The sequence below is a fragment of the Citrobacter sp. MGH100 genome (assembly GCF_001034465.1).
Lineage (GTDB): Bacteria > Pseudomonadota > Gammaproteobacteria > Enterobacterales > Enterobacteriaceae > Citrobacter > Citrobacter youngae.
In genome coordinates, this window is the sequence record NZ_KQ089801.1 from 866,092 (window position 1) to 891,924 (window position 25,833).

Consider the following 25,833-nt stretch of genomic DNA (forward strand, 5'->3'; position numbering starts at 1 on the left):
ATCCCTACTTCCCGCCCGCCAGTTCCAGAAAACTGCCCGTTACGTAAGATGCCTTCTCGCTCAGTAGCCAGGTAATTGCCTGCGCGACTTCTTCCGGTTGCCCGCCACGCTGCATAGGCAACATAGATTTCACGCGATCGACCCTTCCCGGCTCGCCGCCTGATGCGTGCATTTCAGTGTAGATCAGACCCGGTCGCACACCGTTCACGCGGATACCCTGCGCCGCAACCTCCAGCGCCAGGCCGGTGGTGAGCGTGTCCACCGCGCCTTTTGAGGCGGCATAATCAACATACTCGAAAGGGGCGCCAAGCCGTGAGGCCGCTGAAGAGACATTCACAATCGCCCCGCCCTGACCGCCGTGCTTGAACGACATGCGCTTTAACGCTTCCCGACAGCACAGAAAATAGCCGGTAACATTGGTCGCCAGAACGCGATTAATGCGTTCGGCGGTTAAGTTTTCGACCGTGCTTTGCTCAAACAAGATCCCGGCATTATTCACCAGGGCAGTCAGCGGCTCGCCTTCACGGTCAATAGACTCAAACATTGCCACCACCTGGCTTTCATCACTGATATCCGCACGCAAAGCAATTGCTTTACCGCCTGCAGCGATGATGTAGTTCACCACCTCGGTTGCCGCACGAATATTGTGATGAAAATTCACGGCGACCGTGTAACCCTCTTGCGCCAGTTGCAGCGCGGTTGCTCGACCAATGCCACGACTGCCGCCCGTCACCAATGCTATAGCCATAACGTTTCTCCCAAAAAATAAAGGCGCCGAAGCGCCTTTAAAAGATAGTTGAATCAGCAGATTACTGATATTCGCTCATCGGTACGCAGGAGCAGAACAGGTTACGGTCACCGTAAACATCATCAAGGCGTTTCACGGTTGGCCAGTATTTGTTCGCCACACCCGCCGGGAAGACGGCGATTTCGCGGCTATAACCGTGGTTCCACTCCGCTACCAGCTCGTTTTGCGTGTGCGGTGAGTTAACCAGCGGGTTATCTTCCAGTGACCATTCACCGGCTTTCACGCGATCGATCTCAGCGCGGATTGCCAGCATCGCATTGATAAAGCGATCCAGTTCCACTTTGCTTTCAGATTCAGTCGGTTCAACCATCAGGGTACCCGCGACCGGGAAGGACATGGTCGGCGCATGGAAACCGTAATCGATTAGGCGCTTGGCAATATCCAGTTCGCTGATGCCGGTCTCTTCTTTCAGTGGGCGAATGTCGAGAATACATTCATGCGCCACGCGACCATCGCGACCGGTATACAGTACCGGATAAGCATCTTTCAGACGGCTGGCAATGTAGTTAGCGTTAAGGATCGCCACCTGGCTTGCCTGCTTCAGACCTTCTGCGCCCATCATACGGATGTACATCCAACTGATTGGCAGAATGGATGCGCTACCGAACGGCGCCGCAGAAACTGCGCCCTGACGGGTCAGCATTCCTTCAATCTGCACTACGCTGTGGCCCGGTACAAACGGCGCCAGATGCGATTTAACGCCGATCGGTCCCATACCTGGGCCGCCGCCGCCGTGCGGAATGCAGAAGGTTTTATGCAGGTTGAGGTGCGAGACATCTGCGCCAATAAAGCCCGGCGTGGTGATCCCAACCTGAGCGTTCATGTTCGCGCCATCAAGGTAAACCTGGCCGCCGAACTGGTGCACAACGTCGCACACTTCACGGATCGTTTCTTCATAAACGCCGTGGGTGGATGGGTAGGTCACCATGATGCAAGAAAGGTTGTCGGCATGTTGTTCTGCTTTTGCTCGCAGATCGTCCAGGTCGATGTTGCCGTTCTTATCACAGGCGACAACCACGACCTGCATACCCGCCATCTGTGCAGATGCCGGGTTAGTACCGTGGGCAGAGGCCGGGATCAGGCAGATATCGCGATGACCTTCGTTACGGCTTTCGTGATAATGACGAATCGCCAGCAGACCCGCATACTCGCCCTGCGCGCCGGAGTTCGGCTGCATGCAGACGGCATCATAACCGGTCAGTTTTACCAGCCACTCGGAAAGCTGGCCGATCATCTGGTGATAACCTTCAGCCTGCTCTGGCGGGCAGAACGGATGCAGCTCAGCGAATTCAGGCCAGGTGATTGGGATCATCTCGGCAGCGGCGTTGAGTTTCATGGTGCAGGAACCCAGCGGGATCATTGCCTGGTTCAGCGCCAGATCTTTGCGCTCCAGCGAGTGCATATAACGCATCATCTCGGTTTCGCTGTGGTAGCGGTTGAACACCGGATGGCTGAGGATCGCATCGTCACGCAGCATGCTTTCCTGAATAGAACGGCTGTCGAGCGCCACGTCTTTATCCAGCGTATCGATGTTCAGGCCGTGACTGTCGCCCAGCAGAACATTGAACAACTGCACCACGTTTTCACGGGTGGTGGTTTCATCGAGCGTAATACCTACCGCGTTATGAATATCGCTACGCAGGTTGATTTCTGCTGCTTCGGCACGCGCCAGCACTGCGGCCTTATCGGCTACTTCAACGCACAGGGTGTCGAAGTAATGCGCATGACGCAGCTTCAATCCTTTCTGTTGCAGACCGGCTGCCAGGATATCAGTCAGGCGGTGGATGCGATTAGCAATGCGTTTCAGGCCAACCGGACCATGATAAACGGCATACAGACTGGCGATGTTGGCCAGCAGGACCTGCGAGGTACAAATGTTGGAGTTCGCTTTCTCGCGGCGGATATGCTGCTCACGAGTCTGCATCGCCATGCGCAGTGCGGTATTGCCCGCCGCATCTTTGGAGACGCCGATAATACGGCCTGGCATGGAGCGTTTGAATTCGTCTTTAGCGGCGAAGAATGCCGCGTGTGGGCCACCGTAACCCATCGGTACGCCGAAGCGTTGTGCAGAACCGAAAACGATATCCGCGCCCTGTTTGCCCGGAGCAGTCAGCAGTACCAGCGCCATAAAGTCGGCAGCGACACTGACCACAACTTTACGGGATTTCAGCTCGGTAATCAGTTTGCTGTAGTCATGCACTTCACCGGTGGTGCCAACCTGCTGCAACAGCACGCCAAACACATCCTGGTGATCCAGTGCTTTCGCCGCGTCATCAACAATCACGTCAAAACCAAAGGTTTGTGCACGGGTACGCACGACGTCCAGCGTTTGCGGATGAACATCAGCCGCAACGAAGAAGCGGTTGGCGTTTTTCAGTTTGCTGACACGTTTGGCCATCGCCATGGCTTCAGCGGCCGCGGTGGCTTCATCCAGCAGAGAAGCGGAAGCCATATCCAGCCCCGTCAGATCCAGTGTGACCTGTTGGAAGTTCAGCAGAGCTTCCAGGCGCCCCTGAGAAACTTCTGGCTGATACGGCGTATACGCAGTGTACCAACCCGGGTTTTCCAGCATGTTGCGCAGGATTACCGGTGGCAGCTGCACGGCGGTGTAGCCCATGCCAATGTAGGACGTGAAGCGCTTGTTACGCCCAGCGATGGCTTTTAATTCAGCCAGCGCAGCGTATTCGGTCGCCGCCTCGCCCACCTGCGGCGGGGTTGCGAGCTGAATGTCTTTCGGCACAATCTGGCCGATCAGCGCGTTTAACGACTCGGCGCCAACCGCATTCAGCATCTCTTGCTGCTGCGCGGCGTCCGGTCCGATGTGGCGTTCAATGAAAGCGCCGCTGTTTTCAAGCTGGCTTAACGTCTGTGTCATGGGCGATGGTTCCTGAAACGTGCAGTGAATCGTAGGTGTCTCTACTTACCTGAATACGCAAAATAATTCGCGTTGCAGGACGGCGGCGACGCAGCACATCCCCAGGAGCTTACATAAGTAAGTGACTGGGGTGAGCGAGGAAGCCAACACACCTGCAACGTGAAGGATGAAGCGTATTTACTCGTCTTCTAACAATGCTTCATATGCGGTCGCATCCAGCAGCGATTCAATTTCGCTTTCATCGCTGGCTTTGATTTTGAAAATCCAGCCACCCGCATATGGCTCGCTGTTGACCAGTTCCGGGGAGTCGCTGAGCGCGTCGTTAACCGCCACAATCTCACCACCTACTGGCGCATAGATATCGGATGCCGCTTTTACGGACTCCGCAACGGCACAATCATCGCCCGCGCTGACGGTTGAGCCAACTTCGGGCAGGTCAACGAAAACCATGTCACCTAACAGCTCCTGGGCGTGTTCGGTGATACCAACGGTGTAAGAACCGTCAGCTTCTTTGCGCAGCCATTCATGTTCTTTGCTGTATTTCAGTTCTGCAGGTACGTTGCTCATCAATCAATCTCCAAAAAAGGATGAATTACGCAACGGCTTTGCCGTTACGCACAAAAACAGGTTTAGTGACTTTAACTGGCATTTCGCGGTTACGAATTTGCACAATCGCCGTGTCGCCGATACCCGCAGGGACACGAGCCAGCGCGATGCTGTAACCCAGGGTTGGGGAGAATGTCCCGCTGGTGATAATGCCTTCCTGCTGGTTGCCGGAAGCATCGGTGAAACGCACCGGCAGTTCATTACGCAGCACACCTTTCTCGGTCATCACCAGCCCGACCAGTTGTTCGTGGCCTTTTTCACGCTGCATTTCCAGCGCATCCCGACCGATAAAGTCGCGATCGACCGGTTCCCACGCGATGGTCCAGCCCATGTTAGCTGCCAGCGGAGAAATGCCTTCGTCCATCTCCTGACCATACAGGTTCATACCAGCTTCTAAACGCAGCGTATCACGCGCGCCCAGACCGCAAGGTTGAACACCGGCTTCGACCAGCGCACGCCAGAAATCCGCGGCCTTTTCATTCGGCATGGCAATTTCATATCCCGCTTCGCCGGTATAACCGGTGGTTGCGATAAACAAGTCACCCGCCTGAACGCCGAAGAAAGGTTTCATACCTTCAACTGCATGGCGTTGCTCGTCAGTAAACAGGGTGGCTGCTTTTGCCTGCGCGTTTGGTCCCTGCACCGCGATCAGCGACAAGTCGTCACGAACGGTGATGTCGATAGCGTATGGTTCAGCGTGTTGGGTAATCCAGGAGAGGTCTTTTTCGCGGGTGGCGGAGTTTACAACGAGGCGGAAGAAATCTTCAGTGAAGTAATAGACAATCAGGTCATCTATCACGCCGCCCGAAGCGTTGAGCATACCGGAGTAGAGGGCTTTGCCTGTCTTCGTTAGCTTCGCGACGTCGTTTGCCAGCAGATAACGCAAGAACTCCCGGGTGCGGCTACCGCGCAGGTCGACGATGGTCATATGCGACACATCAAACATACCGGCATCGGTGCGGACAGCATGGTGCTCATCGAGCTGAGAGCCGTAATGCAGCGGCATCATCCAGCCATGGAAATCAACCATGCGCGCGCCACATAGCGTGTGTTGTTCGTACAAAGGAGTCTGTTGAGCCATCTTTTCCTCGTTGAATAAGCGGGGCTATCAACTCTTTCGCGGTGAAATTGTCGCCACGAAACCCAGCACCACAGCCGCTCCAGGGGCTGCGACGCAAACGTTCTCTTTGTCCTGAACTTACCACCGAAACAGACGCTAAACCATAAGGCAAAATTAACCATCACATTAGCTTATGACTAAAAATGACCAGATCGACGACAGCATAAAAAACCAGTAAAACGCCAATACATCAGAACAACAGACATATATAAGCGAAGTTAAGCCGTATCAATCCATATTAAATGTGGAAAAAATGTCAAAAATGGCGTTATGAAAAAAACGTAATATTAAAAAAACTAATGCGAAAAAAGGAGTGGAATTAGATTATTTCAAATGAGAGAACCATCCCGGCGCGCAGGCCGGGAGAGGAAAGTGTGACGGGTTTCAAACTCTTAAGATTGTCCTTACGGACACTAGCGTAGCCACTCAGGAAGATCGTTCAGTCCCATCGCCTGGCGGATGAGTTGCGGTTTTACGCCCGGGAGGGTATCGGCCAGTTTCAGACCAATATCACGCAGCATTTTTTTCGCCGGATTTTCGCCTGCAAACAGCTCACGGAAACCCTGCATCCCCGCCAGCATCAGCGCTGCGCTGTGCTTACGGCTACGTTCATAACGGCGCAGATAGAGGTACTGACCAATATCTTTGCCCTGACGCTGTAGCCGCTTAAGCTCGTCGATCAGCTCCGCCGCATCCATGAAGCCAAGGTTTACCCCCTGACCCGCCAGCGGGTGGATGGTATGCGCCGCATCACCCACCAGGGCCATACGATGGGCGGCAAACTGGCGGGCATAACGTCCAGTCAGCGGAAACGTCTGGCGTTCGCTCTCAAGGCTGCACAGCCCCAGGCGATTATCAAAAGCGATATTCAGCGCCTGATTGAATTCGTCTACGCTTGCCTGCTGCATACGTTCTGCTTCCTGCGGCGAGAGCGACCAGACGATAGAACACAGATGGGGGTCGCTAAGCGGCAGGAATGCCAGGATACCTTCGCCGTGAAACGCCTGACGCGCAACCGCACCGTGCGCTTCCTGCGTACGGATAGTCGCCACCAGCGCATGATGACGATAATCCCAGAAGGTGAGCGGAATATCCGCTTTGTTGCGCAGCCAGGAGTTAGCGCCATCGGCACCGACGACCAGGCGTGCCGTCAGCATTGCGCCATCTTTCAGGGTCAGAAATGCTTCGTTCTCACCCCAGGCCACCTGCTGTAATTCAGCAGGTGCCATCAGCGTAATATCCGCTGAACGCTGCGCCTTTTGCCACAGCGCATAATGAATCTCTGAGTTTTCGACAATGTGCCCCAAATGGCTGTAGCCCATGCTCTGGTCATCGAACGCAATACGTCCAAAGCTGTCTTTGTCCCAGACTTCCATGCCGTGGTAGCAGCAAGCGCGACGGGCAACAATGTCGGACCAGACGCCAAGACGGGTAAGCAGTTTTTCGCTGGCGGCATTAATGGCCGAAACACGAAGCTGAGGAGGTGCATCCGCCGCCAACGGCTGCGGAACATGTTGTTCTAATACAGCAACGCGCAACCCGCTGCCCTGTAAGCCACAGGCAACCGCCAGTCCTACCATGCCGCCACCAACAATTGCTACATCAACACTTTGCACTGTTTGCTCCTGAAAATAGGACAATCAAAAACCGTAGGCCGGATAAGGCAAAGCCGCCATCCGGCATCAATTCCGCGACATTGCCTGATGGCGCTGCGCTTATCAGGCCTACTTCTTTAATTCGGCCTACAGGTTATATTTAGCGCGCAACCCAGCCCAGGGTCCGCTCCGCCAGCGCATCGCGCGCAGGGGTGAATAATTCCATCGCCATCAGCCCGACGTTGCGCCCAACAACCAGCGGGGCCCAGCGATTGGCAAACAGATACACCAAATTATTAGTCACGCCAATCGTCGTTTCGCGATCGCGTTCGCGGCGATGCTGATAGCGTGCCAGCACCGCATAATCACCGACATTTTCCCCGCTGTTCTGCGCCTGGGTCAACGTTTCAGCCAGGCTCATCACATCACGCAGACCAAGGTTGAAACCTTGTCCGGCAATGGGGTGCAGCGTCTGGGCTGCGTTCCCTACCAGCACGGTTCGATGGGTAATCGCTTTTTGCGCCGAGGTTAACGAAAGCGGATAGGCGTTGCGTTTACCCGCCTTGATAATACGCCCCAGCCGCCAGCCAAACGCGGTTTGCAGTTCACGGCAAAACCGTTCGTCGGACCAGGCCAGAATCTCATCGCGCCGTTCCAGCGGATGACACCACACCAGCGAGCAGCGACCATCAGACATGGGCAGCATTGCCAGCGGGCCATATTGCGTGAAACGTTCAAACGCTCGACCGTCGTGCGGCACAGAGGTTGTGACGTTGGCAATTACCGCCAGTTGCTCATAGGGGTGTTGCTGCCAGTCAACGCCGCAGGCGGTAGCCAGTGCGGAGCGCGTACCGTCGGCGGCCACCAGCAGGCGACCATCAATCATTTCGCCATTTTCCAGCGTAACTTCTACGCGCTCCTGGGTGCGTGACACGCTGGCTACGCGGTCGGGGCAGTGTAATGTAACGCCCGGTGCTTTGCGCAGCAGCGCAAACAGACGTAGCCCGACATCGTGCAGCTCTACGACCTGCCCCAGCGCCGGAATACGGTATTCCTGCGCATCCAGCGTCACAAATCCGGCATGACCGCGATCGCTGACGTGAACCGTTTTAATGGCCGTTGCGCAATCGGCAATCGCCTGCCATACGCCAATTCGCGCCAGCTGTTGGCAGGTTCCTGCCGCCAGAGCAATCGCCCGGGCATCAAACCCGGGATGGCGGTCAGTTTCAGGTTCGCTCGCTTCTATCAGATGAACCGGCAGAGTCCCATGGCTGAGCTGAGAAATGGCCAACGCCAGCGTCGCGCCAACCATACCACCACCAACGATAATCACGCTCATTGCAGTCGCGCCGCAGCCATTAAGGCTTCAATGTCATCCGCTTTCTTCACTACGCTGGCGGTCAGGTTTTCATTGCCGTCCTCGGTGATGAGGATGTCATCCTCAATACGAATGCCGATACCACGATAAGCTGGCGGTACATCGGCGTCCGGCGCGATATACAGTCCCGGCTCGACGGTGAGCACCATTCCCGGCTCAAGAATACGTGAGCGGTCCTGACCATAAACGCCGACGTCGTGCACATCCAGTCCAAGCCAGTGGCTTAGACCATGCATAAAGAATGGGCGATGCGCATTTTCGGTAATCAACTGATCGACATCACCGTGCAAAATACCGAGTTTCACCAGACCCGTAATCATGATGCGCACCACTTCGCCAGTGACTTCCTGAATGGACGTTCCGGGACGATACAGACGCAGGCTGGTCTCTAAGGATTCGAGCACGATATCGTAGATTTCACGCTGTGCTGGGGTAAATTTGCCATTTACCGGAAAGGTACGCGTAATGTCGCCCGCATAGCCTTTGTATTCACAGCCAGCGTCGATCAGCACCAAATCGCCATCGCGCATTTCACTTTCATTTTCGGTGTAATGCAGGATACAGCCGTTTTCACCGCTGCCGACAATCGTGTTATAGGACGGATAACGCGCACCATGGCGGGTAAATTCGTGGTGAATCTCCCCTTCTAACTGGTATTCAAACATTCCCGGACGGCATTTTTTCATCGCACGGGTATGCGCCAGCGCGGTGATTTCTCCGGCACGACGCATGACCGCGATCTCTTCTGGTGATTTGAACAGGCGCATCTCATGCACCATTGGACGCCAGTCGATAATCGCGGCAGGCGCGCGCAAATTTTGCCTGGAACCTTTACGCAGTTTATCCAGCGCCGTGCACACAATCTCGTCGGCCCAGGCATATTCGCCTTGTGCGTGATACACCGCGTCCAGGCCATTGAGCAACAGGTGCAGCTGTTGGTTAATTTCGCTGAAGGCTAGCGCCCGGTCAACGCCGAGTTTTGCCGGTGCGGCATCCTGACCGAGACGGCGGCCAAACCAGATCTCCGCCGTCAGATCGCGAACCCGATTGAACAAAACGCTATGGTTATGAGTGTCATCGCTTTTAATCAGCACCAGCACGGCTTCAGGTTCGTTAAAACCGGTGAAGTACCAGAAATCACTGCTTTGGCGGTACGGGTATTCACTGTCCGCGCTGCGCGTCGCTTCAGGCGCGGCAAAAATCAGCGCGGCGCTGCCGGGCTGCATTTGTGCCAGTAAAGCCTGGCGGCGGCGCTGGAATTCTTGCTGAGATATTTCGCTCATCACACTCTCCTTGGCGTTTTGTTCTTAATGCAGAGTCGGTTTACGGACTTCAGGCGCGGTCGGCTGTTGACGCGTAAACGTGTCATGACACAGCAAGGCGGCTACACGCACGTATTCGATGATCTCTTCGAGCGACATTTCCAACTCTTCCTGATCTTCGTCTTCGTCATATCCCAACTGAGCGATATTACGCAGGTCGTCAATCGCTTCCCCGGTTTCGCCGGTCACTTTGTCGAGCTTCGGTTGTGTCACACCGAGGCCCAGCAAAAAGTGGTTTACCCAACCAGCCAGCGCATCGGCGCGATCGAACACGCTAACGTCATCGCCTTCAGGCAGATAAAGCTGAAAAAGGAAACCATCATCTTCCAGCGCATCGCTGGTGGCAGAGTGCATTTTCAGCAGCGCCTGAGCCAGCTCGTGACCGAAGGCCAGACCTTCGTTCGTCAGGTCGTGCAGCAGCGGCTGCCATGAGCTGTCGTTGTTGCCGCCACAAATCATTCCGCTGATTAAGCCGTGCATTTCGGCCGGGGTTAATCCAGCCCCTTGTTGGTTCAAAAACTGGCTAACGTCGTTGTAGCCAGGCATTTCGTTCTGTATAGACATAAGCATTCGTCATCAAAGGGAGGAATATTCATGGTATGCTACCACTTTGGACCCTGGTGAACCAGAAAAGGGCTTGTATCTTGATACCAGGGTAGCTATAGTGTCGCCCCTTCGCGGACCCACGGTCTGGAGACGAAGGCAGCGCAGTCAATCAGCAGGAAGGTGGCATGTCTGCACAACCCGTCGATATCCAAATATTTGGCCGTTCACTGCGAGTGAATTGCCCGCCTGAACAAAGGGATGCGTTGAATCAGGCTGCGGACGATCTCAATCAGCGATTGCAAGATCTGAAAGTTCGCACTAGAGTCACAAATACTGAGCAGTTGGTTTTCATCGCCGCGTTGAACATCAGCTATGAATTAACTCAGGAAAAAGCGAAGACGCGTGAGTACGCGGCGAGCATGGAACAACGTATTCGGATGCTACAACAGACCATCGAACAGGCGTTGCTTGATCAGGGTCGCATAACCGAAAAAACGGGCCAAAACTTTGAATAACACTTTTCGGTTTACTGTGGTAGAGTGACCGTGAAGACAAAATTTCTCTGAGATGTTTGCAAGCGGGCCAGTCCCCTGAGCCGATATTTCATACCACAAGAATGTGGCGCTCCATGGTTGGTGAGCATGCTCGGCCCGTCCGAGAAGCCTTAAAACTGTGACGACGCATTCACCTTGAACCAAGGGTTCAAGGGTTACAGCCTGCGGCGGCATCTCGGAGATTCCCTTCTACCTGGCAACAGCCATGACACTACTTTCTGAACTCCCTTTATTCCGGCAAGAAATTCGTCAACTGATTCGTCAGCGTCGACGTGCGCTTACCTCTGAGCAGCAGCATCAGTACGGTCAGCAGGCCGCGACCCGAATGCTCAGTTTTCCTCCAGTTGTACTCGCGCATACCGTGGCGGTGTTTCTCTCGTTCGATGGCGAACTCGATACCCAGCCGCTAATAGATCAGCTGTGGCGAGCGGGCAAGCGCGTCTATCTTCCGGTGCTTCATCCCTTCAGCCCCGGTAATTTACTGTTCCTGCACTATCATCCGCACAGCGACCTGGTGACCAATCGCTTAAAAATTCAGGAACCACGGCTTGATGTACGCGACGTATTGCCGCTGTCAAAGCTGGATGTACTGATTACACCGTTAGTGGCGTTTGATGAATACGGGCAACGCCTGGGCATGGGCGGCGGATTTTACGACCGTACGCTACAAAACTGGCAGCAACATAAGATCCAGCCCGTAGGCTACGCGCACGACTGTCAGTTAGTCGAGAAGTTGCCGGTTGAAGAGTGGGATATCCCGCTGCCTGCGGTGGTGACGCCGTCAAAAATTTGGCAATGGTAGCCGTTTTTTAGCGATTGACAGCGTCGTTTTTTTGACCTAAATTCCTCGGTGAAGGGTGAGGGAGGCGAACCTCCCTCCTGCGTACTCTCTGTTAATATGCTGGGTAAGCGATGATTAACAGGATCAGCAGCATGATGACGTATCTCATCATCGTCCCTTTCCTTTTTAAAGCCCCTGCTCCGGTAGGGGCTTTCCCGTTTCAGCACTATGCTGAGCCCCTATCGTAAATTCCTTTTACTGCTGTACAACACGCAACGCTGCCTTTAGTTGCCAATTGCGGCAAGGCTCGAGAACAGAATGTATGCGTTACACAAAGAGATAGTAAGGCAGGAAAATCAGAGGAAAGATGGGCAGGTCAACCGCCTGCCCATGTAGAGGAAATCAGTACAGTAGACGAGCGCGAATGGTTCCCGGAAGGGCTTTCATCGCCTGCAGCGCTTTCTCCGCCACATCTTCATCCGCTTCAATATCGATAACAACGTAACCTACCTGTGCGGAAGTCTGCAGATACTGCGCGGCAATGTTGACGCCCTGCTCGGCAAAAATCTGGTTCAGCGCGGTCAGTACGCCTGGACGGTTTTCGTGAATGTGCATCAGACGACGACCGCCGTGTAGCGGCAGCGAAACCTCCGGGAAGTTAACTGCAGACAGCGTAGAGCCGTTGTCGGAATACTTGGTCAGTTTCCCAGCGACTTCCAGACCGATGTTTTCCTGCGCTTCCAGCGTTGAACCACCAATGTGCGGCGTCAGGATCACGTTATCAAAATCACACAGCGGCGAGGTGAAAGGATCGCTGTTAGAAGCTGGCTCCGTTGGGAAGACGTCGATGGCCGCTCCCGCCAGATGTTTCGTTGCCAGCGCATCACACAGCGCAGGAATATCGACAACCGTACCGCGTGCGGCGTTGATCAGCAGTGCACCTGGTTTCATCAGCGCAATCTCATGCGCACCCATCAGATTTTTGGTGGAGGCATTTTCCGGCACGTGGAGGCTAACCACATCGCTCATATTCAGCAGGTCGGAAAGATGCTGTACCTGCGTGGCGTTGCCCAGCGGTAGTTTATTTTCAATATCATAGAAGTAGACGTGCATCCCCAGCGATTCCGCCAGAATGCCTAGCTGAGTACCAATGTGACCGTAGCCGATGATCCCCAGTTTTTTGCCACGCGCTTCAAAGGAGCCGGTAGCCAGTTTGTTCCACACGCCGCGGTGCGCTTTGGCGTTCGCTTCGGGGACGCCGCGTAGCAGTAGCAGCAGTTCGCCAATCACCAGTTCGGCAACAGAACGCGTGTTAGAGAATGGCGCGTTAAACACAGGGATCCCGCGCTTTGCCGCAGCAGACAGATCAACCTGATTGGTGCCAATGCAGAAGCAGCCAATCGCGACCAGCTTCTCTGCGGCGTCAATCACATCTTCAGTCAGATGGGTACGGGATCGCAGGCCAATGAAGTGGGCATCACGGATGGACTCTTTCAGTTGCTCAGTGTCCAGAGCGCCTTTGTGAAACTCGATGTTGGTATAACCTGCTGCACGAAGGCTTTCGAGCGCTTTTTGATGCACGCCTTCAACCAGCAGAAATTTAATCTTCTCTTTCTCCAGTGATACCTTTGCCATTTCCCGACCCTGTCTTTTTTGTTCAAACTGATGTGTTGTGTGTGGGATTTTCATCCTCCTCTTCAACATATCAAAAAATAATATTGCGGCAATATGAACGTTTGCGTCGCCGTGCTGAGGAAATGTCATTCAGCGGGAATTGTCAGAGGAATATACTGGCGATAACTTTTTCTTTGGAGGGATCGGCAGGACAATATTATAAACGTGACACAAGTCACCAAATTTGCCCTGCCAAAATTTTTTTAACGGGAGAAGACGCTCCCATCAGATCATTTTACGATAGTTTTCACGCCGTCCGGTGTGCCGATCAGCGCCACATCCGCACCACGGTTGGCGAACAGACCTACGGTTACTACGCCCGGAATCGCATTGATGGCGTTTTCCAGCGCCACGGCGTCAAGGATCTCCAGACCGTGCACATCGAGGATCACGTTACCGTTGTCCGTCACCACGCCCTGACGGTATTCAGGACGGCCGCCCAACTTCACCAGTTGACGCGCGACTGCGCTGCGCGCCATTGGGATCACTTCCACCGGTAGCGGGAAGTTACCAAGAATATCGACTTCTTTGGACGCGTCCGCGATGCAGATAAATTTCTTCGCCACCGAAGCAATGATTTTTTCACGGGTCAACGCTGCACCGCCGCCCTTGATCATCTGCATGTGGCCGTTGATTTCATCCGCGCCGTCAACGTATACGCCGAGACTATCAACTTCGTTAAGATCGAACACGTGGATACCGAGGCTTTTGAGTTTTTCGGTCGAGGCGTCCGAGCTGGACACTGCGCCTTCAATCTGACCTTTCATTGTGCCCAGCGCATCAATAAAGTGTGCGGCTGTTGAACCGGTACCTACGCCCACAATGGTGCCGGGCTGTACATACTGAAGTGCCGCCCATCCTACTGCTTTTTTCAGTTCATCCTGCGTCATGATCGTTTCGCCTGTGGTGTGAATATGGTGGGAAAATTCACGCGCATTATAGAACATTGTGCAGAAAAATGTTCCCACACCCGCTCGCAAGCGGCGGATTTCGTCTTTACCCAACCTAAATTTGTGTCATAGTGCAGAACAAGCAAAATTTTCAGGAGTGCGTCAAAGCAATGAAACGTCCGGACTACAGAACACTACAAGCACTGGATGCGGTTATTCGTGAACGAGGATTTGAGCGCGCGGCGCAAAAGCTGTGCATCACGCAATCCGCGGTTTCACAGCGCATAAAACAGCTTGAGAATATGTTCGGACAACCTCTGCTGGTGCGTACCGTCCCCCCGCGCCCTACCGAACAAGGACAAAAGCTTCTGGCACTTCTGCGCCAGGTTGAACTGCTGGAAGACGAGTGGCTGGGTGATGAACAAACCGGCTCGACGCCGCTGCTGCTTTCTCTGGCGGTGAACGCCGACAGCCTGGCAACCTGGTTACTTCCGGCGCTGGCCCCGGTACTGGCTAATTCGCCGATTCGCCTGAATCTGCAGGTTGAAGATGAAACCCGCACCCAGGAACGTCTGCGTCGTGGTGAAGTGGTCGGTGCGGTGAGTATCCAACATCAGGCGCTGCCAAGCTGTCTGGTGGATAAACTCGGCGCGCTGGACTACCTGTTTGTTGGCTCCAAACCTTTCGCCGAACGTTATTTCCCTAACGGCGTCACCCGCTCCGCCCTGCTGAAAGCCCCGGCGGTAGCGTTTGACCATCTTGATGATATGCACCAGGCGTTCCTGCAACAAAACTTCGACCTGCCGCCGGGCAGCGTGCCGTGCCATATCGTTAACTCGTCTGAAGCCTTCGTCCAACTGGCGCGCCAGGGAACCACCTGCTGCATGATCCCGCACTTACAGATTGAGAAAGAGCTGGAAAGCGGCGAGCTGATCGACTTAACGCCGGGCCTGTTCCAGCGCCGGATGCTGTACTGGCACCGTTTTGCCCCGGAAAGCCGCATGATGCGCAACGTTACCGACGCGCTGCTGGAATACGGGCACAAGGTGTTGCGTCAGGATTAAACCGTGTATTGCTCCAGAGTGCCGGATGGCGGCGTAACGCCTTATCCGGCCTACAAGCCTTTACCCTCTTTTCATGCTATTCCCGCCACGTCTTTGAAATACATCACAAAATAAAACACGCCACGCGGCAAAAAACGACGTCCTGTTGGCTATTTTTTGCTGGCGACAAGCCAAATGAAAAAGCACACCGTATTCGCAAAGATTCAACTTATTGCGTAATACGGAGCAAAAAATGGCAAACGTGCAGGAGTGGCAAACACTCGCCAACAAAGAACTCAGTCGACGGGAAAAAACCGTCGAATCGCTGGAAAGACAGACGGCGGAAGGGATTGCCATCAAACCGCTGTACACCGAAGCGGACCTCGATAATCTGGAAGTCACGGGCACCCTCCCCGGTCTGCCGCCTTACGTGCGTGGCCCGCGCGCCACCATGTATACCGCGCAGCCGTGGACCATTCGCCAGTACGCCGGTTTCTCTACCGCCAAAGAGTCCAACGCCTTTTACCGCCGCAATCTCGCCGCCGGGCAAAAAGGGCTTTCCGTCGCCTTTGACCTTGCCACCCATCGCGGCTATGACTCTGACAACCCGCGCGTGGCAGGTGACGTCGGCAAAGCGGGCGTGGCGATCGATACCGTCGAAGATATGAAGGTGCTGTTCGACCAGATCCCGCTGGATAAGATGTCGGTATCAATGACCATGAACGGCGCGGTGCTGCCAGTACTGGCGTTTTATATCGTCGCTGCAGAAGAACAAGGCGTAACGCCGGAGCAACTCACCGGGACCATTCAGAACGATATTCTGAAAGAGTACCTGTGCCGCAACACCTACATTTACCCGCCAAAACCTTCAATGCGCATCATCGCCGACATCATCGCCTGGTGTTCCGCCAATATGCCGCGCTATAACACCATCAGTATCAGCGGTTATCACATGGGGGAAGCCGGGGCGAACTGCGTCCAGCAGGTGGCGTTTACGCTGGCTGACGGCATTGAGTACATCAAAGCCGCGCTGTCTGCCGGGCTGAAAATTGATGACTTCGCGCCGCGCCTGTCATTCTTCTTCGGCATCGGCATGGATCTGTTTATGAACGTCGCCATGCTGCGCGCGGCTCGCTATTTGTGGAGTGAAGCAGTCAGCGGTTTTGGTGCGACTAACCCGAAATCTCTCGCTCTGCGTACCCACTGCCAGACCTCCGGCTGGAGTCTGACCGAGCAGGATCCTTACAACAACGTGATCCGCACGACCATTGAAGCGCTCGGCGCTACGCTTGGCGGCACCCAGTCTCTGCATACCAACGCCTTTGATGAAGCGCTCGGGCTACCCACCGATTTCTCCGCCCGCATCGCGCGTAATACACAGATCATCATTCAGGAAGAGTCAGAGATCTGCCGCACCGTCGATCCGCTGGCCGGATCGTATTACGTCGAATCGCTCACCGATCAAATTGTGAAGCAGGCGCGCACGATCATCAAACAAATTGATGAGGCAGGCGGCATGGCGAAAGCGATCGAAGCCGGGCTCCCTAAACGGATGATCGAAGAAGCTTCCGCGCGCGAGCAGTCGCTGATCGACCAGGGTAAACGCGTTATCGTCGGCGTGAACAAATACAAGCTGGATAAAGAAGACGAAACGTCGGTACTGGAAATCGACAACGTGAAGGTGCGCAACGAGCAGATTGCCTCGCTGCAGCATATCCGTGCAACTCGCGACAATGATGCCGTTAACGCCGCGTTATCCGTGCTGACCCACGCCGCACAGCATAATGAAAACCTGTTGGCCGCCGCCGTTAACGCCGCCCGCGTTCGCGCCACGCTTGGTGAGATCTCCGACGCGCTGGAAAGCGCTTTTGACCGCTATCTGGTTCCCAGCCAGTGCGTCACCGGCGTGATTGCGCAAAGCTATCACCAGTCCGACAAATCCGCCGATGAGTTCGACGCCATCGTTGCGCAAACCGAACAGTTCCTCGCGGAAAATGGTCGCCGTCCGCGCATTCTGATCGCCAAGATGGGTCAGGATGGCCACGATCGCGGCGCGAAAGTGATCGCCAGCGCCTACTCCGATCTCGGCTTCGATGTTGACCTCAGTCCGATGTTCTCCACACCAGAAGAGATCGCCCGTCTGGCGGTAGAAAACGATGTGCATGTAATAGGCGCATCGTCACTGGCGGCAGGTCATAAAACGCTGATCCCGGAACTGGTTACCGCGCTCAAAAAATGGGGGCGTGAAGATATCTGCGTGGTAGCAGGAGGCGTTATTCCGCCACAGGATTACGCCTTCCTGCACGAGCATGGCGTGGCCGCCATTTATGGCCCCGGCACGCCAATGCTCGACAGCGTTCGCGACGTATTAACCCGTATCAGCCAGCATCATGATTAACGCCGCCACGCTTGAGGATACCGTTCGTCGCTTGCGACTTGGCGAACGGGCTACGCTCGCCCAGGCAATGACGCTGGTAGAAAGCAACCACCCGCGCCACCAGCCGCTCAGTACGCAATTGCTGGACGCGATTATGCCGTTCACCGGTAACGCCCTGCGTTTGGGGATAACCGGTACGCCGGGCGCAGGGAAAAGCACCTTTCTGGAAGCATTCGGCATGCTGTTAATCCGTCACGGATTACGGGTGGCGGTGATCGCCGTCGATCCCAGCAGCCCGGTCAGCGGCGGCAGCATTCTTGGCGATAAAACCCGCATGACGGAGCTGTCTCGCGCCGAATCTGCGTTTATTCGCCCGGTCCCTTCCAGCGGTCATTTAGGCGGAGCCAGCCAGCGCGCCCGCGAATTAATGCTGCTTTGCGAAGCGGCTGGCTTTGATGTGGTGATTGTAGAAACCGTCGGCGTTGGGCAGTCAGAAACCGAAGTCGCAGGCATGGTGGATTGCTTTATCTCACTGCAAATCGCTGGCGGTGGCGACGATTTGCAAGGCATCAAGAAAGGTCTGATGGAAATGGCGGATCTGGTCGTCATCAACAAGGACGACGGCGAGAACCATGCCAACGTGGCCATCGCCCGCCATATGTACGAATCCGCCCTGCATATTCTGCGCCGCAAATATGACGAGTGGCAGCCGCAGGTTCTGACCTGTAGCGCGCTGGAAAAACGCGGTATTGAGGAGGTCTGGCAGGCGATAACCGACTTTAAAACGTGCCTTACCGCCAGCGGTCGACTGGAAAAAGTCCGCCAGCAGCAGGCGGTGGACTGGTTACACCAGCAGGCTGAAGAAGAAGCCCTGCATCTGCTGTTTGCGCGGACTGATTTTGACCGCTATTTCCAGCAGACGCTGCAGGCCGTCAAAAATAACGATCTGTCGCCGCGCACCGGTCTGCGGCACATCAGCGAATTTATCCAGCATCATTACTTTCAATAAAGAGAACATTATGTCTTATCAATACGTCAACGTGGTCATCATCCAGAAAGTCGCGGTTATTGAGTTCAATTACGCCCGCAAGCTCAATGCCCTGAGTAAAGTGTTTATTGACGATCTGATGCAGGCGCTGAGCGATCTCAATCGTGCGGACATTCGCTGCATCATTTTGCGCGCCCCGAGCGGGGCCAAAGTGTTCTCTGCCGGGCATGATATTCATGAACTCCCGACCGGACGTCGCGATCCGCTCTCCTATGACGATCCGCTGCGTCAGATAACCCGCATGATCCAAAAATATCCGAAACCGGTGATCTCCATGGTCGAAGGCAGCGTCTGGGGCGGCGCGTTTGAGATGATCATGAGTTCCGATCTGATCATCGCCGCTGAAACATCCACCTTCTCGATGACCCCGGTCAACCTTGGCGTGCCGTATAACCTGGTCGGCATCCACAACCTGACTCGCGACGCCGGTTTTCACATCGTTAAAGAGCTGATTTTTACCGCTTCGCCCATCACCGCTCAACGCGCCATGGCGGTCGGGATCCTCAACCATGTGGTTCCTGTAGACGAACTGGAAGATTTCACCCTGCAAATGGCGCACCACATCTCGGAGAAAGCGCCGCTGGCGATCGCCGTCATTAAAGAAGAGCTGCGCGTGCTGGGGGAAGCGCACACCATGAATTCCGATGAGTTCGAGCGCATTCAGGGCATGCGCCGCGCGGTGTACGACAGCGAGGATTATCAGGAAGGGATGAACGCGTTTATGGAAAAACGTAAACCTAATTTTGTCGGCCATTAATCACGTCCGAGGAAGGAGACGGCCATGAAACGGATGAGCGCCGAACAGGCGGCAGAAATTATCCAGCACGATGATATGGTGGCGTTCAGCGGCTTTACCCCCGCGGGTTCGCCAAAAGCGTTACCCACCGCAATTGCCCAACGCGCCTGCGAACAGCATCAGAACGGACAGCCTTTTCAGATCCGCCTGCTGACCGGAGCATCAATTGGCGCCGCCGCTGATGATGTACTATCCGCGGCGGATGCCGTTTCCTGGCGTGCGCCTTATCAAACGTCATCGGGCCTGCGCGAGAAAATTAATCAGGGCCAGGTGAGGTTTGTCGATCTCCATTTGAGCGAAGTGGCGCAAATGGTTAATTACGGCTTTTTTGGCGAGATCGACGTTGCCGTCATTGAAGCCTCAGCCATCGCGCCGGATGGCCGGATTTGGCTGTCCAGCGGTATCGGTAATGCCCCCACCTGGCTGCTGCGGGCGAAAAAAGTGATCATTGAATTGAATCATTACCATAATCCGCGTGTGGCGGAGTTTGCCGACATCGTGATACCCGGTGCGCCGCCGCGGCGTAACAGCGTACCCATTTTTCATACCATGGATCGCGTAGGCAGTCAGTGCGTACAGATAGACCCCAAAAAGGTGGTTGCGGTGGTGGATACCGAACTGCCAGATGCCGGTAATGCGTCAGATAAAACCAATCCAGTCAGCCAACAAATTGCCGATAACGTGGTCACCTTTCTGCTGGCAGAAATGGCGCACAAACGCATTCCAGCTGAGTTTCTGCCCTTACAAAGCGGCGTGGGTAATATCAACAACGCGGTAATGGCGCGACTGGGCGAGAACCCGGATATCCCGCCCTTTATGATGTATTCGGAGGTGTTGCAGGAGTCGGTAGTGCATCTACTGGAAACGGGCAAGATAACCGGTGCCAGCGCTTCCAGTCTGACCATTTCAGCCCCGTCGCTACAGAAGATTTACGACAACATGGACTTCTTCGCCAGCCGGATTGTGTTGCGCCCGCAGGAGATTTCCAATAACCCGGAAATCATTCGTCGGCTGGGCGTCATTGCGCTCAACGTTGGTCTGGAGTTTGATATCTACGGTCATGCCAATTCCACGCACGTTGCGGGGGTGAACCTGATGAATGGCATCGGCGGCAGCGGGGATTTCGAGCGCAACGCCTACCTGTCTATCTTTATGGCGCCGTCGATTGCCAAAGGCGGGAAAATCTCAACCATCGTACCGATGTGCAGCCATGTCGACCACAGCGAACATAGCGTTAAAGTGATCGTGACCGAACAAGGGATTGCCGATCTGCGTGGGCTATCTCCGATGCAGCGGGCGTACACGATTATCAATAACTGTGCGCATCCGCTTTACAGAGATTATTTGCACCGCTATCTGGAAAAAGCGCCCGGCGGGCATATCCATCACGATCTCAGCCATGCGTTTGATCTGCATCGCAACCTTCTCGAAACAGGCTCGATGCTAGGTTAACTTGCACTACCGTCACGATCTTCAGCAATATGCTGGAGCATGGTGGCGGTATAGCGATGATTTTTCAGCGAATAGAGAAACTCCTGCATATACATTGGACTGCCGGGCGCGTCGAAATATTTCAGCGTCGACGGGTTCACCAGCCGCCAGGCGAAGTGCGGGATCACCGTCAAAAACTGCCCGCGCTCCACCGCGCTAATCTTGGCCATAAAGCTGTACGGACGATAGATTATCGTCGGGTTGATCCCGCAGGGTCGCATGTAGGCATCCAGCATCGCCTCAAAGTTGGCGCGATTCTGGAAGCGCATTTGCAGCCAGGGCAGCTCGCGCAGCAGATCCTGCGGCTGTTTTTCTTCATAGCGCCGGGAAACGAGAAACCCCAGGCGCAGCGGAGGCAGTTCGCTGATCGCCAGATTTTCCAGCTCCTGCACGCGGGGGGAAACGTGCTGTGGCGAGATAATAAAATCCAGTTTGCGGTCGAACAGGTTATCAATCACCCCATTCTCACTGAATTCAACGGCCTGAGCCGTCACGCCGTGGTACTTATCACCCAGGCTAATCAACTGGTCAAAAATAATCGTTGGGTAGGTATTGTCGATGCCGATGACGATTTCCCGCGAGCGGCGAGAGGCGTTATGGATTTCGTTATCAATGGCAGAGAGGCGCTGATAAACGGGAAATAGCTTCTGATACAGCTCTTGTCCTGCTTTATTCAGGCTGATGTTGTTATCTTTGCGGGTAAACAGCGTATAGCCGATTTGATCTTCCAGTGCGGCAATGCTTTTACCGAAGGGCGATGCGGTCATATGTATTTTTTCTGCCGCTCTGGCGATGTTATTGGTTTGCGCCAGCAGAATGAAATTACGCATCTTTTTCGAGATAAAAATATCCATAGCGTCCCCTTAAAAATCGCTATGGCCTATCCTCATTACGGCGAAAAAAAAGACCGGATGTGAAGTCTCATTTTTACAGTTGCTCACAGAAAAAACCCGGCTGGAAAGCCGGGTCTGCAACAATTACTGAGTTTTGGCAGGCGTTGCGGCGGGCTGCCCTGCCGTCGGCTCAATCTGGAAAACGACATCAACCTGATCGTCAAACTGAATAACCGGCTGTTCGTAGGTTTCCTGAGCAGAGGTCGCAGGTGCGGCATCTGCTTTCATCATCCGAACCATCGGGCTCGGCTGATAATTGGAAACGTGGTAGCGCACGCTGTATACGGGACCCAGTTTGCTGTTAAAGCCCGCGGCCAGCTGTTCAGCCTGATGAATGGCATCATCAATTGCCGCTTTACGCGCTTTATCTTTGTAAGCATCCGGTTGGGCTACGCCCAGTGATACCGAACGGATCTCATTCAGACCCGCCTTCAGCGCGCCATCGAGCAGCGCGTTGAGTTTGTCCAGCTGACGCAGCGTGACTTCAACGGTGCGCACCGCACGATACCCTTTGAGGATACTTTTACCATTCTGGTAGTCGTAGTCCGGCTGGGTACGCAGGTTTGCAGCGTTAATATCTTTCTTCGCTATCTGGTTCTGTTCAAGGAAGGACAGATATTGCGCCACGCGCTCATCGGCCTGCTTCTTCGCTGAAGCCGCATCCTTGGCAGCAACGTTCACTTCAATTGCCAGCGTGGCGATGTCTGGTGTCGCATCCACGCTTGCTGTTCCGGAAGTCACGATGTGCGGTCCATTTGGCAACTCATTTGCCTGTACCGATAGTGCGCTGAATCCGACTAATGCCGCCAGGGCCATTATTTTGAACTTCACGGTCGTTCCTCCATGTTTCATTAATTACCCCGAAACTCAGGGCACATGCAGGCAAGCTTAGCCGATCTCGCTGCGTTGTCCATCAGACAACACTTAGTTGAACAACGCATGAACGTGCGCAACACCTTCTTTTGCCAGCTGAAAAGCGATAAACCACATCACTAATCCTACCAGCGTATTGATGATGCGCTGCGCTTTAGCAGTACGCAGACGCGGAGCCAGCCAGGCCGCCAGCAATGCCAGACCAAAAAACCACAGGAACGAAGCGCTGACGGTTCCCAGCGCAAACCAGCGCTTAGGCTCAACGTCCAGTTGGCCCCCCAGACTCCCCAGCACCACAAAGGTATCCAGATAAACATGTGGGTTTAGCCAGGTTACCGCCAGCATGGTGGCTATGATTTTCCAACGCCCCTGCTTCATTACCTCGGCGCTGGCCAGTTCCAGATTACTGCTCATCGCCGTTTTTAACGCGCCAAAACCGTACCAGAGCAGAAACGCCACTCCGCCCCAGGTGACCAGCGCCATCAACCACGGCGACTGCATCAGCAAAGCGCTACCGCCAAAGATACCGGCGCAGATCAGCACTAAATCGCTGATAGCACAGAGTAAAGCAATCATGATGTGATACTGGCGGCGAATGCCCTGGTTCATCACGAAGGCATTTTGTGGACCAAGCGGAAGTATCATGGCCGCACCAAGTGCAAGCCCTTGAAAATAATACGATAACACGTTAATCATCCCGAACTGTTTCTCTTAGGAGCAGACTATAGCGCGGGAAAATCATTAGCGGAAATTGATAATTTTAATCGCAGATTAGGGAAATTAATGGAAAGATAGTTTTATCGGCCCGGAAAGCGAAAGCACCTCCGGGCGCGTAATTACTCTGCCGTACTCTCTTTCACACGCTTGAAGTTCACATCCATCTGCGGATACGGGAAGCTGATGCCGTTGGCATCGAACTCACGCTTAATGCGTTCCAGTACATCCCAGTAGACACTTTGCAGATCGCTGCTGTTGCTCCAGACGCGTACGACGAAATTAATTGAGGAAGCCCCCAGCTCATTCAGGCGCACCGTCATTTCACGGTCTTTAAGAATGCGATCTTCCGACTGAATGATATCAGTGAGGATTTTTTTCACCAGATCGATATCGGAGTCGTAAGCCACGCCGATAATAAATTCGTTACGACGAACCGGCTCGCGAGAGAAGTTAATGATGTTCCCGGCAATAATTTTACCGTTTGGGATCACAACAATCTTACCGTCAACGGTGCGCATAGTGGTGGAGAAAATCTGCACGTTGAGCACGGTTCCGGCCACGCCGCCGAGATCGACATACTCACCCGCACGGAACGGACGGAACATTACCAGCAGGACACCTGCGGCGAGGTTAGACAGGGAGCCTTGCAGCGCCAGACCGACGGCTAAACCTGCGGCACCGAGAACGGCGATCACGGAGGCAGTTTGCACCCCAACGCGGCCCAGCGCGGCAATCAGCGTGAACGCGATAATACCGTAACGCACCAGTGCAGAGAGGAAGTCAGCAACTGTGGCATCAATTTTACGCGCCAGCATCAGGCGGTTAACGGTATTTGATACAATGCGCGCCACGATCATACCGATAATGACAATCGCGATGGCCGCAACGATGTTGACGGCATAGCTCAACAGCAGTTCCTGGTTACGCACCAGCCAGGTGCCCGCACCGTTTATGCTGTCGACAACATTCAAATCTTCCATTCACTATTCCTTTTTTGCTTACCCAAACGGGAGAAATAAAGCCGCCCTGACGGGACTGGCAACCTGACAAGGGTAAACAATAAACCCGGATTTTGCCAAACAGATCACAGAATTCTCTGCCAGCAGTACATTGACATAGCAATAAAAAAGGCCCGCATTTGCGGGCCTCATGTCACATGGAACGGCGTAAATTACAGAACGTCAACCGCGTTCAGTTCTTTGAAAGCCTGTTCCAGACGGGTGATCATGGTTGCCTGACCAGCACGCAGCCATACGCGCGGATCGTAGTATTTCTTGTTCGGCTGATCTTCGCCTTTCGGGTTGCCCAACTGGCCCTGCAGGTAAGCTTCGTTTGCTTTGTAGTAGTTCAGAACGCCTTCCCAGGTAGCCCATTGGGTATCGGTGTCGATGTTCATTTTCACTACGCCGTAGCTTACGGAGTCTTTGATTTCCTGAGCAGTAGAACCGGAACCGCCGTGGAAGACGAAGTTCAGGCTGTTGTGCGGCAGGTTATGTTTCTTAGAAACATAATCCTGAGAGTCGCGCAGGATGGTCGGGGTCAGAACGACGTTACCCGGCTTGTAAACGCCGTGTACGTTACCGAAGGAAGCTGCGATGGTGAAACGCGGGCTGATTTTGCTCAGCTCGGTGTACGCGTAATCAACGTCTTCCGGCTGGGTGTACAGTGCAGAAGCGTCCATGTGGCTGTTGTCCACGCCGTCTTCTTCGCCACCGGTGCAACCCAGTTCGATTTCCAGAGTCATGCCCATTTTGGACATGCGCGCCAGATATTTGGAGCAGATTTCGATGTTCTCTTCCAGAGACTCTTCAGACAGGTCTATCATGTGAGAAGAGAACAGCGGTTTGCCGGTTGCTGCGAAGTGTTTTTCACCCGCGTCCAGCAGACCGTCGATCCACGGCAGCAGTTTCTTCGCGCAGTGGTCAGTGTGCAGGATAACCGGAACACCGTAGTGTTCAGCCATCTGGTGAACGTGATGTGCACCAGAGATAGCACCCAGGATTGCAGCGCCCTGAGGAACGTCGGACTTCACGCCTTTACCCGCGATGAAAGAAGCACCACCGTTGGAGAACTGTACAATTACCGGCGCTTTAACTTTTGCAGCAGTTTCCAGAACGGCGTTGATGGAGTCGGTACCCACGCAGTTAACAGCTGGCAGAGCAAAGTTGTTTTCTTTAGCTACCTGGAAAACTTTCTGTACGTCATCACCAGTGATTACGCCTGGTTTTACGAAATCAAAAATTTTAGACATATTACGAGTCCTGTATCTTCGGCCGTTGTACACATCATCCTTCAAGCCGCCTCATCGTTGGCTGCCCTCGCTCGCCCCAGTCACTTACGTAAGTAAGCTCCCGGGAACTCACTCTGTTGCCGCCTTGATGCAACTCGAATGATTTTGTGTAAAGAATTGAAGCGTGCTCTAAAGCGCGCTGAAATAAGGGCAGGT

Annotated in this window: 22 protein-coding genes and 1 other RNA gene; 8 read left to right on the forward strand and 15 right to left on the reverse strand. The window is 54.3% G+C overall.

Annotated elements, in window-relative coordinates:
* Positions 1-4: 4 nt before the first annotated feature.
* The 8 genes from SK32_RS15680 to SK32_RS15715 form a co-directional block, all read right to left on the reverse strand.
* A complete protein-coding gene (locus SK32_RS15680) occupies positions 5-748 on the reverse strand; it encodes an SDR family oxidoreductase (RefSeq protein ID WP_048213169.1) in 744 nt (247 codons plus the stop codon).
* 61 nt (positions 749-809) lie between these two features.
* Entirely contained in the window at positions 810-3,683 is a 2,874-nt protein-coding gene (gene gcvP, locus SK32_RS15685) for an aminomethyl-transferring glycine dehydrogenase (protein ID WP_048213170.1), read from the reverse strand.
* Positions 3,684-3,860: 177 nt separating this feature from the next.
* Positions 3,861-4,250, reverse strand: coding sequence for a glycine cleavage system protein GcvH (gene gcvH / locus SK32_RS15690; protein ID WP_005123344.1), 390 nt, complete (start codon positions 4,248-4,250; stop codon positions 3,861-3,863).
* A 25-nt stretch (positions 4,251-4,275) separates the two neighbouring features.
* The gene (gcvT, locus tag SK32_RS15695) at positions 4,276-5,370 is read right to left on the reverse strand and encodes a glycine cleavage system aminomethyltransferase GcvT (RefSeq protein ID WP_048213171.1); all 1,095 of its coding nucleotides are present in this window, start codon (positions 5,368-5,370) and stop codon (positions 4,276-4,278) included.
* 452 nt (positions 5,371-5,822) lie between these two features.
* Complete coding sequence (gene ubiI / locus SK32_RS15700) at positions 5,823-7,025, reverse strand: FAD-dependent 2-octaprenylphenol hydroxylase (protein ID WP_048213172.1); 1,203 nt, start codon at positions 7,023-7,025, stop codon at positions 5,823-5,825.
* 139 nt (positions 7,026-7,164) lie between these two features.
* Entirely contained in the window at positions 7,165-8,343 is a 1,179-nt protein-coding gene (gene ubiH, locus SK32_RS15705; protein WP_048213173.1) for a 2-octaprenyl-6-methoxyphenyl hydroxylase, read from the reverse strand.
* The gene (gene pepP / locus SK32_RS15710) at positions 8,340-9,665 is read right to left on the reverse strand and encodes a Xaa-Pro aminopeptidase (protein ID WP_048213174.1); all 1,326 of its coding nucleotides are present in this window, start codon (positions 9,663-9,665) and stop codon (positions 8,340-8,342) included. The genes ubiH and pepP overlap by 4 nt, the downstream gene beginning before the upstream one ends.
* 24 nt (positions 9,666-9,689) lie before the next feature.
* Positions 9,690-10,268: a YecA/YgfB family protein gene (locus tag SK32_RS15715; RefSeq protein ID WP_086523442.1), complete on the reverse strand. Its 579-nt coding sequence runs from the start codon at positions 10,266-10,268 to the stop codon at positions 9,690-9,692.
* A 167-nt stretch (positions 10,269-10,435) separates the two neighbouring features.
* On the opposite strand from SK32_RS15715, the gene zapA reads away from it, so the two are divergent.
* From zapA to SK32_RS15725, 3 genes are all read left to right on the forward strand, one after another.
* Complete coding sequence (zapA, locus tag SK32_RS15720; RefSeq protein WP_003026980.1) at positions 10,436-10,765, forward strand: cell division protein ZapA; 330 nt, start codon at positions 10,436-10,438, stop codon at positions 10,763-10,765.
* Between the two features lie 41 nt (positions 10,766-10,806).
* Positions 10,807-10,990, forward strand: a non-coding RNA gene (ssrS, locus tag SK32_RS24945) — 6S RNA.
* Between the two features lie 19 nt (positions 10,991-11,009).
* Positions 11,010-11,606, forward strand: coding sequence for a 5-formyltetrahydrofolate cyclo-ligase (locus tag SK32_RS15725; protein WP_048213176.1), 597 nt, complete (start codon positions 11,010-11,012; stop codon positions 11,604-11,606).
* Positions 11,607-11,987: 381 nt separating this feature from the next.
* Here SK32_RS15725 and serA read toward each other — a convergent pair whose 3' ends face one another.
* Together serA and rpiA are read right to left on the reverse strand one after the other, a co-directional pair.
* Positions 11,988-13,220 carry a phosphoglycerate dehydrogenase gene (gene serA, locus SK32_RS15730; protein ID WP_048213177.1) on the reverse strand — a complete coding sequence of 411 codons (1,233 nt, stop codon included), beginning with the start codon at positions 13,218-13,220 and terminating at the stop codon, positions 11,988-11,990.
* Positions 13,221-13,489: 269 nt separating this feature from the next.
* Complete coding sequence (gene rpiA, locus SK32_RS15735) at positions 13,490-14,149, reverse strand: ribose-5-phosphate isomerase RpiA (protein WP_086523812.1); 660 nt, start codon at positions 14,147-14,149, stop codon at positions 13,490-13,492.
* Between the two features lie 170 nt (positions 14,150-14,319).
* On the opposite strand from rpiA, the gene argP reads away from it, so the two are divergent.
* The 5 genes from argP (at position 14,320) to SK32_RS15760 (ending at position 20,865) form a co-directional block, all read left to right on the forward strand.
* On the forward strand, positions 14,320-15,213 hold the full coding sequence (argP, locus tag SK32_RS15740) for a DNA-binding transcriptional regulator ArgP (protein WP_003026988.1): 894 nt from the start codon (positions 14,320-14,322) through the stop codon (positions 15,211-15,213).
* Positions 15,214-15,445: 232 nt separating this feature from the next.
* The gene (gene scpA / locus SK32_RS15745) at positions 15,446-17,590 is read left to right on the forward strand and encodes a methylmalonyl-CoA mutase (protein ID WP_048213179.1); all 2,145 of its coding nucleotides are present in this window, start codon (positions 15,446-15,448) and stop codon (positions 17,588-17,590) included.
* Positions 17,583-18,578: a methylmalonyl Co-A mutase-associated GTPase MeaB gene (meaB, locus tag SK32_RS15750; RefSeq protein WP_048213180.1), complete on the forward strand. Its 996-nt coding sequence runs from the start codon at positions 17,583-17,585 to the stop codon at positions 18,576-18,578. Before scpA ends, meaB begins: the two co-directional genes overlap by 8 nt.
* Positions 18,579-18,588: 10 nt before the next feature.
* Positions 18,589-19,374 carry a methylmalonyl-CoA decarboxylase gene (gene scpB / locus SK32_RS15755; RefSeq protein ID WP_003026994.1) on the forward strand — a complete coding sequence of 262 codons (786 nt, stop codon included), beginning with the start codon at positions 18,589-18,591 and terminating at the stop codon, positions 19,372-19,374.
* Between the two features lie 24 nt (positions 19,375-19,398).
* On the forward strand, positions 19,399-20,865 hold the full coding sequence (locus SK32_RS15760; protein WP_048213181.1) for a succinyl-CoA:acetate CoA-transferase ScpC: 1,467 nt from the start codon (positions 19,399-19,401) through the stop codon (positions 20,863-20,865).
* Here the strand turns inward: SK32_RS15760 and srsR are convergent.
* The 5 genes from srsR to fbaA form a co-directional block, all read right to left on the reverse strand.
* A complete protein-coding gene (srsR, locus tag SK32_RS15765; RefSeq protein ID WP_048213182.1) occupies positions 20,862-21,758 on the reverse strand; it encodes a LysR family transcriptional regulator SrsR in 897 nt (298 codons plus the stop codon). The genes SK32_RS15760 and srsR overlap by 4 nt on opposite strands.
* A 123-nt stretch (positions 21,759-21,881) precedes the next feature.
* Complete coding sequence (locus SK32_RS15770) at positions 21,882-22,628, reverse strand: oxidative stress defense protein (RefSeq protein WP_048213183.1); 747 nt, start codon at positions 22,626-22,628, stop codon at positions 21,882-21,884.
* Between the two features lie 93 nt (positions 22,629-22,721).
* Complete coding sequence (argO, locus tag SK32_RS15775) at positions 22,722-23,357, reverse strand: arginine exporter ArgO (RefSeq protein WP_003027005.1); 636 nt, start codon at positions 23,355-23,357, stop codon at positions 22,722-22,724.
* A 149-nt stretch (positions 23,358-23,506) separates the two neighbouring features.
* Positions 23,507-24,367 carry a small-conductance mechanosensitive channel MscS gene (locus tag SK32_RS15780; RefSeq protein WP_048213184.1) on the reverse strand — a complete coding sequence of 287 codons (861 nt, stop codon included), beginning with the start codon at positions 24,365-24,367 and terminating at the stop codon, positions 23,507-23,509.
* A gap of 191 nt (positions 24,368-24,558) precedes the next feature.
* Complete coding sequence (gene fbaA / locus SK32_RS15785) at positions 24,559-25,638, reverse strand: class II fructose-bisphosphate aldolase (protein ID WP_003027029.1); 1,080 nt, start codon at positions 25,636-25,638, stop codon at positions 24,559-24,561.
* Positions 25,639-25,833 lie beyond the last annotated feature (195 nt).